Below are 11,739 nucleotides of genomic sequence, written 5' to 3'. Positions count from 1 at the left end.
CCATGCGCAGGTTTAAATAAATGGTTTTTTTTGAATTGAGGAGGGTATTGACATGTCGGAAGAAATTAAAAATCAAGAAGCTGCTGAAGCGGCAAATCAAGACGAGCTCGATCAAATCGTCTCCCTGAAAAAAGGTGACACCGTTAAGGGTACAATCGTGAAATTGGAAGATAACCAAGCGGTAGTAAGCATTGGATATAAATACGATGGAGTTATTCCAATTCGCGAGTTGTCTTCTGGTTTGGATAACGCAGAAGAAGCAGTACAAGTAGGCCAAGAGGTTGAAGCTAGAATTATCAGCATTGACGATGGCAAGGAAAAACTTGTTCTGTCCAAACGTGCAATCGACAGTGAAAATGCTTGGGAAAAGTTGGAGCAACTGTACGAAAGCAAAGAAGTATTTGAAGTTGTTGTGAATGATGTCGTTAAAGGCGGCATCGTGGTAGACGTGGGTCTGCGCGGATTCATCCCTGCATCCATGGTAGAACGCCACTTCGTTGAAGATTTCAGTGATTACAAAGGCCGCACATTGCGTGTTGTTGTAAAAGAACTGGATCGTGAAAATAACAAAGTGATCCTTTCTCAAAAAGACGTTCTGGAAGCAGAATTCGAAGCCAACAAGCTTAAAGTAATGGCTGAGCTGAAAGAAGGCCAAGAAATCGTAGGTACGGTTCAACGTCTTACTCAGTTCGGTGCTTTCGTAGATGTTGGCGGCGTGGACGGTCTGGTTCACGTATCTGAAATTGCTTGGACTCATGTCGATAAGCCTTCTGATGCAGTTTCTGAAGGAGATCAAGTGAAAGTGAAAGTCTTGAAAGTAGATCCTGAAAAAGGGAAAATCAGCCTGAGCATGAAAGCTGCACAGCCTGGTCCTTGGGAATCGGCTGCTGGACAATTCAACAACAATGACATCGTAACAGGTGTTGTAAAACGTCTGGTTAACTTCGGTGCATTCGTTGAAATCGCTCCTGGCGTGGAAGGTTTGGTTCATATTTCCCAAATTTCCCACAAACACATTGGAACTCCACAAGAAGTTCTGGAAGAAGGACAAGAAGTGAAAGTTAAAATTCTTGAAATGAATCCTTCCGAAAAACGTGTTAGCCTGAGCATTAAAGAAACTGAGGAAGCTCCTGAAGCTGCTCCTAAAGCAGAAAGAGCACCACGTGCATCTCGTGCACCTCGTGAGGAACTGAATAATCCTAACGTTTCCCTCAATAATTCCGGTCTGAGCATTACGCTCGGCGAGCGTTTTGGCGATAAGCTGAACAAATTTAAATGAGTTTAAATCAATACATTTTATAATAAGCATAACGTACACCATCGGCGGACCCAGAGGGTTCGCCGATTGTTGTTACGTGACCATATCGCCAATAGGTATGTTTTTTGCTATGATGATAGCGGAAGAATTGACAGGAGGAGTGAATTTATGGCAAGACCCGTTGTGGCTATCGTTGGTCGTCCGAATGTGGGTAAGTCCACTATTTTTAATCGGATTATCGGGGATCGTTTGTCCATCGTGGAAGATAAACCCGGAATCACTCGTGACCGTATATACGGTATATCGGAGTGGAATGGTAAATCCTTCAGTATTATTGACACCGGCGGCATTGAGATTGATGGTGAGGATGTCATTTTAAAATCCATCCGTATGCAGGCCGAACTTGCAATAGAAGAAGCAGATGTAATTGTATTCATGAGTGATGCGAAAGCAGGAATTACACAGTCAGATGAAGAGGTAGCTCAAATGTTATATCGTTCGGGTAAACCGATCATCGTAGCTGTCAATAAGGTGGACAACCTCAGTCGCGCCGATCTGATTTATGAGTTTTATTCTTATGGATTTGGTGATCCAATTGCTGTTTCTGGTAGTCATGGAACAGGGATAGGCGACCTGCTAGATGCCATTACGTCCAATTTGCCTGAGCTTGAAGAAGATCACTATGATGAAGACGTTATTCGTGTTGCCTTGATCGGCCGCCCGAATGTAGGTAAATCTTCACTGGTTAACGCCATTCTGGGAGAAGAACGGGTTATCGTTAGTGACATTGCGGGCACGACGCGTGATGCAATTGATACACCTTTTGAAAAAGACGGTCAAAAGTATGTGCTGATTGATACGGCAGGTATGCGTAAACGTGGCAAAGTATATGAAACGACCGAAAAATATAGTGTAATGCGTGCCATGCGTGCCATTGAGCGTGCAGATGTTGTACTGGTCGTTATTAACGGCGAGGAAGGCATTATTGAGCAGGATAAGCACATTGCGGGCTATGCTTATGAAGCGGGTAAAGCGTCGCTGTTTGTCGTTAACAAATGGGATGTCGTGGACAAGGACGATAAAACGATGCACCAGTTTGAAACGAAAATTCGCGATCACTTTCTGTTTATGACATATGCTCCGATTGTGTTCTTGTCTGCAAAAACGAAGCAACGCCTGCAAAAGCTGCTTCCTGTTGTACAGCATGTGGCACAGCAGCATGTATTGCGTATTCAGACACATTTGCTGAATGATGTAATTTCCGACGCGGTTGCCATCAATCCTCCACCAACAGACAAGGGACGTCGTCTGCGTATTAACTATGTGACCCAGGTTGCTGTTAAGCCGCCTACGATGGTTGTATTCGTAAACGATCCAGAAATAATGCACTTCTCGTATGAGCGTTATCTGGAGAACAAAATTCGCGCCGCCTTCAATTTTGAAGGAACTCCAATTCGTATCTTTACACGGCGCAAGTCTGACGAAAGTTAGGAGCGAATAGGTTGATTTTACAAATCGTTGCCATCGTACTCAGTTACTTGCTTGGCTCTGTCAGCTTTAGTTTGCTGTATGGAAAATTAAAAGGAATCGACATTCGCCAGCATGGAAGCGGCAATGCCGGTGCGACGAATACGCTGCGTGTGCTTGGAAAAGGCCCAGCTATTCTGGTACTGCTGCTGGACGTACTTAAAGGGGTTATTGCAGTGCTAATAGGGCACTGGTTAGGTGGAGAATCATCCTGGGTATCGGGTTTGTGTGGCATTGCAGCGATTGCGGGCCATAACTGGCCGATATATTTTCACTTCCGTGGAGGAAAAGGTATTGCGACTGCTATTGGTGTATTGGCATCGCTTGCTTTACTGCCCGCACTATATGCCGGAATCATTGCGATACTTGCAATCGTAATGACGCGTTACGTATCCTTGGGATCGCTCATATTTGTCATTTTGACTCCCTGGATATTACTCGTTCTTGGTTATGCATGGCCGTTATTCTGGACGGCTCTAATCATTTGTCTGTTCGCTGTGTGGAGACACCGTACCAACATAGTCAAGCTGGTACGTGGGAATGAGAACAAGCTTGGCTCCAAAGGAGGAGATCGTCTTGTCTGAGAAAATAGCTGTGCTGGTCGCGGGGAGTTGGGGAACAGCCCTGGCTTCCGTTCTTGCGGCCAATAACAACGATGTCTCTGTCTGGACGAGAAACGAGCAGCAAGCAGCTGAAATCAATGAGAAGCATACGAATGAGCATTATTTACCAGGCTCCATTTTGTCTGACCGCATTTCAGCTACAACTGATATGCAGACTGCGGTATCTGGTGCTAAAGCAGTGATTATCGTATCTCCTTCGGCTGCTGCTCGTCAGGTGGCACGTAGTCTGAAAGCTCATTTTAGCAAGGATATGCTGGTAGTGCATGCCATTAAAGGTTTTGAAACTGAAACGCTTAAACGTATGTCCACGGTGATCTCGGAAGAACTGGAAGTCGCTGAGGGTGATATTGCTGTGCTGTCTGGTCCGAGTCATGCGGAAGAAGTGGTGAGGAAATGTCCTACAACGGTCGTTGTAGCTTCCTCCAATGAGAAGGCTGCACAAGTCGCACAGGGGCTGTTTATGAACTCCTATTTCCGCGTCTATACAAACCGTGATTTGCTCGGCGTGGAACTGTCCGGGGCGCTAAAAAACATTATCGCATTGGGTGCGGGAATGTCAGATGGACTTGGTTTCGGTGATAATGCCAAAGCGGCTTTATTGACCCGTGGATTGGCTGAAATTACCCGTGCCGGAGTTGAGATGGGCGCTAACCCACTAACCTTTGCCGGCCTGGCTGGTATTGGCGATCTAGTGGTCACTGCAACGAGTCGTCACAGTCGCAACTGGCGTGCAGGGTCACTATTGGGACAGGGCCAACAGCTTGATGCTGTGCTGGAATCTATGGGCATGGTCGTAGAAGGTATTCGAACGACAAAAGCGGCATACGCCATCTCTCAAAAATTAGGTGTTCAGATGCCTATTACAGAGGTGCTGTATGGAGTACTGTTTGAAGGACGTGATGTCCGTAAGGCCGTTGAGGCGCTGATGGGTCGCGATCCTAAGACCGAGATGGAAGTCATGCCACTTCAAACTTGGGAGCAATGGCATTCTTAAGGGCTCGGATGAGCTTTAATAATATAAAGGCTGTCTCATGGTAGATTTTTTCTATAATGAGATAGCCTTTTTTAGTTAGGCGTTTGGCATGTCTTATGTATGCTTAATCACCTTTTGTCTCTGCCACTCATAGACTGAGTTGAGCAATGGCGGAGGAGGGGAGATTGTGAATAAAAACTTTCCGAAAGATGCATTGAAGGCCATTAACAAAAAAGGCGGCAAAAACATATCCGAAAATGCAGTGAAAAAGCTGGCAGGCACGGTAAAGGCGGACACGCTTCAAAGCGAAGCGCAACTGCGTCAGCTTATCAAGCAGGTGTCTGCGATGGCCAACATTCCGGTGTCGGAAGATACAGTAAGGGATATTGTTGGTGCCGTCAAAAAGAGCGGAATGAATCCTTCCAATATGGAAGCGTTGATGAAAATGATGATGAAAAAATAGACCGCTGGTCGCACGCCAGTTAGTATTATTCACCGTGAACCGGGAAGGTTCGCGGTTTTTTTTGTATTTTGGAGTAGGTAACCTCTTTTTCAGTACACAAAATATCGAACTGCCCTGTCGAACATGTTATAATGATGCCCATCAGGAAACGGAAGGAAAGACGGAAAAGGAGGCAATAATGTTGAAGGAGGCAATATCATCAGTGTTAGTAGACAGGCTTCCTCACAATCTGGCAGTTGCGCTGAGTAGCTTGGCAGAGAGCTGGTCAACAGTGTCGGTTCCGTGGATGCTGGGCGGGAGCTGTTCACTACTTGTGCAAGAAGTTGAACTGGATCGCCTGCCTCGGGACATTGATATTTATGCGGATATTCATGCCGCAAAGCAGCTTCATTCGCACCCCCTGGGTATGAGTATAGATCGACAGCAGGTTGACCGTAGCGGCTCTTACGTTTCATTGCTCAGCCACTATGATCTGGAGGGATTTCCAGTCGAGTTGGTGGGAGGATTTGAGGTATTATGTGGCGGAGCGTTATACCGCTTAGAGATCGAGCGACTACTTTGGTCGACTGGTGTTCAGCTTGAGCTGGGGAGTGCTTCACTGCGTCTGATGCCGCTCAGTCATGAACTTTTATTCAATATATTGCGAAATCGACCCGACCGGTATAAAGCGATTGCCGATGTCATGAAGCGCGACCCGCGACGTCATATCATTGTACTGAAGCAGTTACTAGTCAGTAATATTTTTAATGAGGAGCAATTGGACAAGCTTGCAGAACTTCTGCCTTGGCCAGAGTTGCACTCTGTCATCCAGAAGGGCAATGAAGTATAAGCTGTGTGTATTAGGAGAAAGACGACTGGAGGACCGTTCATGAATGTGCAGATTACGTTTAAGCCGTCAGGCAGGCGCGTACAGGTCGGTCAGGGTACGTCATTGCTTCAGGCTGCTCGTAAAGCGGGCGTATATATTCCCACTCGTTGTGACGGAAAAGCAGCCTGTCTGATGTGTAAAGTACAAATATCACCGGAATGGGCTGAATTGGCAGGTCAACCCAGCGATGCAGAGCAGCGGAAGCTGGGACCTTTACTGGATGAAGGAATACGCTTATCCTGCCAGGCCCGTGTCCAAGGCGATATGGAGGTAACCATACCGGAGGATAAGCTCAAGGCGGCTATCAGGCGGCAACTGGAGCGTCAGGCGATGGATGATGAACTGTGGTAATGCCGATTATGTCAGGAGAATAAAAAAAGGATGGTTTCCGACGACTCTAAACGGTCAGGAGAAACATCCTTTTTTTATTTAGTCTAGCGACGAAGTCATGGGAGAGTCTTGCCCCGCATATATTAGGTGAGTGGACCCAAACGTAAAATATCGTTTCTGCAATGATCGCTGTGTCGTAATCTATTTTTTAAAAAACTAAACATATTTTACGGAGGGGATACATATGATGGTATCAGTCCAAATGCATGTACGAGTTTACGCCGTTTCGCCGATTCCATCAGTCTCCTGAATCTCGGCGGCGGACGACTTCCGGGCATTTTAAAGGCTGTTCTGCCGCATCTGGGATCAAGCAGTTGGTTGAACACGAAGCGGATGCTCTTTAAGCATTTTTCCTTCGGAGACTTTTGAGGAGGGGATTTCATTGGAGAAAGTGGACATTTTTAAAGACATTGCCGAACGCACCGGAGGAGACATTTATCTTGGGGTCGTCGGCGCAGTCCGAACAGGAAAATCAACGTTTATCAAGCGGTTTATGGAGACGATTGTTCTGCCGAACATTACAAGTGAGGCGGACCGTGCCCGCGCCGTAGACGAGTTGCCGCAAAGTGCGGCAGGCAAGACGATCATGACGACGGAGCCTAAATTCGTACCGAATAATGCCGTCCAGATCAAAGTAACGGAAGGACTGGACGTGAATGTACGTCTGGTTGACTGTGTAGGATATGCAGTAGAAGGAGCAAAAGGGTACGAGGATGAAAATGGTCCGAGGATGATTTCCACACCATGGTTCGAAGAACCCATTCCTTTTCAGGAAGCGGCGGAGATTGGTACACGCAAGGTTATTCAGGAGCATTCGACGCTCGGTGTGGTAGTCACTACAGACGGCACGATTGCGGAAATCCCGCGCAGCTCTTATGTAGAGTCGGAGGAACGCGTCATTGAGGAGTTGAAGGAAGTTGGCAAGCCATTTGTTTTGGTTATCAACTCCACGCATCCGCGCAGTGATGAAACACTCCAGCTTCGCAGTGAGCTGGCTGCCAAGTACGATATACCAGTTATGACACTCAGCGCGGCGACTATGACGGAAGATGATGTTACAGGCGTACTTCGTGAAGTATTGTATGAATTTCCGGTGCATGAGGTGAATGTAAACCTGCCGAGCTGGGTCATGGTACTGAACGAAGAGCACTGGCTGCGTAGCAATTATGAAAATTCCGTTCGCGATACGGTTAAAGATATTCGACGTCTGCGTGATGTAGATCGAGTGGTTGGCCAGTTTATGGAATATGAATTCATCGACAGGGCCGGATTGAGCGGGATGAATATGGGGCAGGGCGTAGCTGAAATTGATCTGTATGCTCCCGATGAGCTATATGACCAGATTTTGGTCGAAGTCGTCGGGGTAGAGATTCGCGGCAAGGATCATTTGCTGCAAATGATGCAGGATTTTGCCCATGCCAAACGGGAGTACGACCGCTTCGCCGAGGCGCTGGAAATGGTCAAGACAACGGGATATGGCATTGCAGCGCCGTCATTGTCCGAAATGGCACTAGACGATCCGCAGTTGATTCGTCAGGGCACAAGGTTTGGTGTGCGGCTTAAGGCAACAGCACCTTCCATACACATGATCCGTGTGGATGTGGAATCGGAATTTGCTCCGATTATCGGAACAGAGAAGCAAAGTGAGGAGCTTATGCGCTATCTGATGCAGGATTTTGAGAATGACCCAATCAAAATTTGGGAGTCAGATATTTTCGGACGTTCGCTGCATTCCATTGTACGGGAAGGCATTCAGGGTAAAATCGCTATGATGCCGGACAATGCACGCTATAAGCTGCAGGAAACGCTGGGTCGTATCATTAATGAAGGCTCCGGCGGTCTCATTGCTATTATTCTTTAAGGCTAAGCCACACCCAAAAAAATGTATAAGAGAAATACCGTGGAGAGCAATTGGCTCTCTATGGTTCGCAAAAACAAAATATTAGACTGACCTCTAAAACCAGACAGGGGTAGCCATGGACGAGAAAATAAAGTCCTAGACTACCTCTGTTTTTATTGAGCTTTTCGTTTCTCCTAGCGGGATTTAGGTTCAAATGTAACAATCCGATTAATGAGTTTCACAACGTGATTACCCTAGTAGTCATTTTCATATTTGGTCTCTTTCAACGTAGCACCGAGGCTTATTTAATTTGCAATGAACGATTCTTATAATCGATATAGCAATTGACTGGCTATTTATTAAAAGCGTTGTTCTGGCATTCGGCAGGACACCCCAAATATTCAAATACTCTGCGTCCAGGTTCGTCAATCGGTAAGTACACTTCAATTCCAGGATACATGTGGCTGCTTACAGAAAGATGAATTTGCTTGTAGCGAATGGGGGCTAAATCGGCCATGGCTCCCATTCTGGCCAAAATGATTTTAGAGTGCTCAACTTCATTTGATGAGTCCTTTGGCTGCATACTCCAATATTTATTAAGATCGTCGTATTTTCGAAATCTGTCAATTAACTTTTTATACCAATGGTCGTATCGGGAAAACATGTTATATCTTTTGAAAGCTTGTATCCCGTAAATAGCATGAGACTCCCACTCTTCGAACGACTCAGCATCGAAGGTAGAACGGGGACGAATGGAAAAATCGGAGTTAAAATGAAAATCAACTTTATTCAGTTTTCCATTCATAAAAGAATCGGAGGGGATATCAAATAAATGGCGAAACGGCTCATTTAACCCCTTGATATCTAAGGTATGAGTAACGATCATTGCCGGAAATGGCAAATTACTCATGATCTGCTGCGCTTGCTCCAGAGCCAGCTCCAGAGACCGTCCCTCCAATTCGTAATGGATCGGAAGATAATCAGCGGCGAGGAGAAGATCATTGCGCTCATCTGAAGTGCACTCCAGATACTCAGCAATATGGATCATCGTTTGCCGATCCGGTATTCGACGAGACCGTCCAACCAATAGATTTTTATACGTAGGACATGCCTCATCATTAAGCTCCTGCTGAGTAAATCGTTTCAATAACGGGTGAGATAGCTCAGTATATTCCCGTTGACGTTTCATGCGAACAGCTTCAATCTCTCCCAATACGATTTTTAATGTTTTATATTGGAAGTCCTCGTCCTTGTGCATGGTCATCCTTTTTCAATCCTTTTCATAATGAGGTGTAGTTCTACACTTGGTGCAGATGATTCCCTACAGTATACTACATTGTGAAAAAGGTGAGCTATTTACAAGAGGTTCTCAATGATAATCATGGAGGAGATCGTATGGTTCGTGCAATTGTAACAGATCCGTTTGCTTCAGGATTTTTCGCGATAAAGGAAGTAGCCGCCCCACAGGCCCAGCCTTGGGAAGCGATCGTTCAAGTACAGGCCTTCTCTCTTAATCGGGGTGAAGTTGTAGATGCAAGGAATAATGGAAGACAGATCAGACCAGGCTGGGATTTTGCTGGGATCGTCATCGAGCAGGCCAAAGATGGCACGGGTCCGAAACAAGGAAGCCGTGTGGTAGGCCTTCTCCAAATGGGAGCATGGGCCGAACAAGTTGCTGCCCCTACTTCATTACTGGCTGAATTTCCCGATGATATTACCTTCGCCCAGGCTGCTACTTTACCGGTAGCCGGTCTGTCAGCGCTCTATACGCTTAGAAAAGGAGGAATGCTGCTCGGTAAGCGGATATTGGTAACTGGCTCGACTGGCGGAGTGGGGATTTTTGCACACCAGCTAGCAGCGCAATCAGGAGCTTTTACAGTAGGTGTATCCAGAACCAAGGAAAAAGCTCTACTTGTTCAAGAGGCTGGTGCTAATGAGGTTGTCGTTGGAGATACGGCGATTTTATCGGTTGATGCATTTGGACCTTATCATCTAATTTTGGATTCAGTAGGTGGTGATACGCTAGCTGCATTACTACCTCAGCTTGTGCCAGAAGGGATTTGTGTATCCATGGGACATTCGTCCTCACCTTACGCAACGATTAATATCAGGGGCTTAGGGGGTAGGACCTTGTATAGCTTCTTTCTAGGAGAGGAGATAAATCGCTATTCGCCAGCGGAAGATCTGAAATTACTAGGTGAGCTTGTTTCAAAAGGCCAGTTAGTACCAAGGATCGAAGTGGAGGCATCGTGGAAGGAAATTGGAACTATTGCCCAACAACTGATAGATCGGAAGTTTTCTGGTAAAGCAGTGCTCCAAATAAGTTAGATGGGAGCGTCCTCATATTGAAAATGACAAGGAGATTGTATCTCCAGGCTAGTCTCCGCTCATGATGTTCACATTTTAAGCATAAGCAAAAATCGACCCTGTGGCGTACCCTGTCAAGTAGAGAGCTAAAAAGACACCTCTATGCAGCAACCGTTCCCCGTTATTCAATCGGGGGCGGTTGTTTAATTTTTTTGTGGAATTGTCGTATTTTGTCATATGTAGTCGGAATTTTTTCTATATTTCATAAAACCTATTTACATACTTGGTTTAAAGCGATATATTAAGTATCAAATTTGAATCATTTTGTGGATTGAACGAGGGGGAAATGAAATCATGAATATCCAAAAAGAGCTCCAAAGAAACAAAAAGCTAGGGCTAGGGGCTATCATGCTACTGGTGTTGGTTTTGCTGGTCACTGCATGTGGCGTGCCGAAAACAGAGAGCGGCACTCAAGGGACAAGCACTGCGGGATCGAATACAACAAACGGAAAAACGGACAATTTAAATCTAAAGGGTAAGCGGGTTGCGTTGATCATGGAGTTTAACACGGGCACATTTTCGCAACAGTATGTTCAAGGCGTGGAAGAGGAAGTTAAGAAATTTGGCGGTACGCTGACTAAGTTTGTGGCAGATAACGATAAGGCTAAAATGGCTTCTCTGCTTGATAGTGCGATTAACCAGCAGTTTGATGTCATTTTGACTGATCACGGTGATGCATTGCTGGAGACAGGGCTGAAAAAAGCAATTTCCCGCAATATTCCGGTTATCGTGTTCGATGCTGCGGTCAATGTCCCGGGTGCGGTAGTGCTCTCACAGGATGACCAAAACATGGCTGAGCTGACGCTGGAGCAAATGAAAAAGGATATCGGTGGCAAAGGCAACATTGTGAAAGTATGGGTTGCCGGATTTGCACCGATGGAACGTCGTCAGGTTGCTTATGGTGCATTTTTGAAATCCAATCCAGATATTAAAGAAATTGCGACTTTTGGTTCGGCTCAGAATCCTGCGTTGGATACGCAAGCCAAAATGGAAGCTGTATTAAAGCAATATCCTAAGGGTGAAATTACAGCCGTCTGGGCGGCTTGGGATGAGTTTGCCAAAGGCGCAGCCCGTGCCATCCAACAAGCGGGACGTACGGAAATTAAAGTCTACGGCATTGACATGAGCGACGAGGACTTGCAAATGATCCAGGACCCGAAAAATCCTTGGGTGGCCTCGGCAGCTGTAGATCCAACAGATATCGGGCGTGTACAAGTGCGCTATGCATATCAGAAGCTGCATGGGGATAACCCGGAGGAGAAAGTCGTACTGAAGGCTGTATATGTGCAACGCGAAGCGCTGCCAGATAAGCAAATTTCCACATCCGAACTGTCCCAATATGTGAAGGGATGGGGCCAAAGCGAGCAGGGCTATAAGGATTGGATGAAGGAATATGAAACGTCCAAATAAAATGTTTGCATCATGCAAAA

At 46.1% G+C, this 11,739-nt stretch carries 12 protein-coding genes; 11 read left to right on the top strand and 1 reads right to left on the bottom strand.

Annotation, left to right across the window (positions count from 1 at the left end; translation table 11 throughout):
- Positions 1-52: 52 nt before the first annotated feature.
- The 9 genes from rpsA to spoIVA all read left to right on the top strand — a co-directional run bounded on the left by rpsA (position 53) and on the right by spoIVA (position 7,963).
- On the top strand, positions 53-1,279 hold the full coding sequence (rpsA, locus tag G9G54_RS08135; protein WP_165177239.1) for a 30S ribosomal protein S1: 1,227 nt from the start codon (positions 53-55) through the stop codon (positions 1,277-1,279).
- A 147-nt stretch (positions 1,280-1,426) separates the two neighbouring features.
- Positions 1,427-2,749, top strand: coding sequence for a ribosome biogenesis GTPase Der (gene der / locus G9G54_RS08130; RefSeq protein ID WP_013310744.1), 1,323 nt, complete (start codon positions 1,427-1,429; stop codon positions 2,747-2,749).
- Positions 2,750-2,760: 11 nt separating this feature from the next.
- Positions 2,761-3,369 (top strand): glycerol-3-phosphate 1-O-acyltransferase PlsY, encoded by a 609-nt coding sequence (plsY, locus tag G9G54_RS08125; RefSeq protein WP_039271041.1) that lies wholly within the window; start codon positions 2,761-2,763, stop codon positions 3,367-3,369.
- Complete coding sequence (locus tag G9G54_RS08120; protein WP_165177237.1) at positions 3,362-4,402, top strand: NAD(P)H-dependent glycerol-3-phosphate dehydrogenase; 1,041 nt, start codon at positions 3,362-3,364, stop codon at positions 4,400-4,402. The genes plsY and G9G54_RS08120 overlap by 8 nt, the downstream gene beginning before the upstream one ends.
- A gap of 166 nt (positions 4,403-4,568) precedes the next feature.
- On the top strand, positions 4,569-4,844 hold the full coding sequence (locus tag G9G54_RS08115) for a stage VI sporulation protein F (RefSeq protein ID WP_013310741.1): 276 nt from the start codon (positions 4,569-4,571) through the stop codon (positions 4,842-4,844).
- A 178-nt stretch (positions 4,845-5,022) separates the two neighbouring features.
- On the top strand, positions 5,023-5,673 hold the full coding sequence (locus G9G54_RS08110; RefSeq protein ID WP_165177236.1) for a hypothetical protein: 651 nt from the start codon (positions 5,023-5,025) through the stop codon (positions 5,671-5,673).
- A gap of 39 nt (positions 5,674-5,712) precedes the next feature.
- The gene (locus G9G54_RS08105) at positions 5,713-6,063 is read left to right on the top strand and encodes a 2Fe-2S iron-sulfur cluster-binding protein (RefSeq protein WP_165177234.1); all 351 of its coding nucleotides are present in this window, start codon (positions 5,713-5,715) and stop codon (positions 6,061-6,063) included.
- Between the two features lie 245 nt (positions 6,064-6,308).
- Positions 6,309-6,446, top strand: coding sequence for a hypothetical protein (locus G9G54_RS25560; RefSeq protein ID WP_013371690.1), 138 nt, complete (start codon positions 6,309-6,311; stop codon positions 6,444-6,446).
- Between the two features lie 38 nt (positions 6,447-6,484).
- Positions 6,485-7,963 carry a stage IV sporulation protein A gene (gene spoIVA, locus G9G54_RS08100; RefSeq protein WP_023989182.1) on the top strand — a complete coding sequence of 493 codons (1,479 nt, stop codon included), beginning with the start codon at positions 6,485-6,487 and terminating at the stop codon, positions 7,961-7,963.
- Between the two features lie 331 nt (positions 7,964-8,294).
- Here the strand turns inward: spoIVA and G9G54_RS08095 are convergent, their stop codons facing one another.
- Positions 8,295-9,206, bottom strand: coding sequence for an MmyB family transcriptional regulator (locus G9G54_RS08095; RefSeq protein WP_023989180.1), 912 nt, complete (start codon positions 9,204-9,206; stop codon positions 8,295-8,297).
- A 131-nt stretch (positions 9,207-9,337) separates the two neighbouring features.
- Here G9G54_RS08095 and G9G54_RS08090 point away from each other — a divergent pair, with 131 nt between their 5' ends.
- Both G9G54_RS08090 and G9G54_RS08085 read left to right on the top strand, forming a co-directional pair.
- A complete protein-coding gene (locus G9G54_RS08090; protein WP_165177232.1) occupies positions 9,338-10,270 on the top strand; it encodes a zinc-binding dehydrogenase in 933 nt (310 codons plus the stop codon).
- Positions 10,271-10,603: 333 nt separating this feature from the next.
- A complete protein-coding gene (locus tag G9G54_RS08085) occupies positions 10,604-11,719 on the top strand; it encodes a sugar ABC transporter substrate-binding protein (RefSeq protein ID WP_165177231.1) in 1,116 nt (371 codons plus the stop codon).
- Positions 11,720-11,739 lie beyond the last annotated feature (20 nt).

The organism is Paenibacillus sp. EKM212P (genome assembly GCF_011066115.1).
In the GTDB taxonomy this organism is placed as follows: Bacteria; Bacillota; Bacilli; order Paenibacillales; family Paenibacillaceae; genus Paenibacillus; species Paenibacillus polymyxa_B.
Note: the sequence above shows the minus strand (reverse complement) of the source record. Positions and strands in the feature narration are given on the sequence as shown.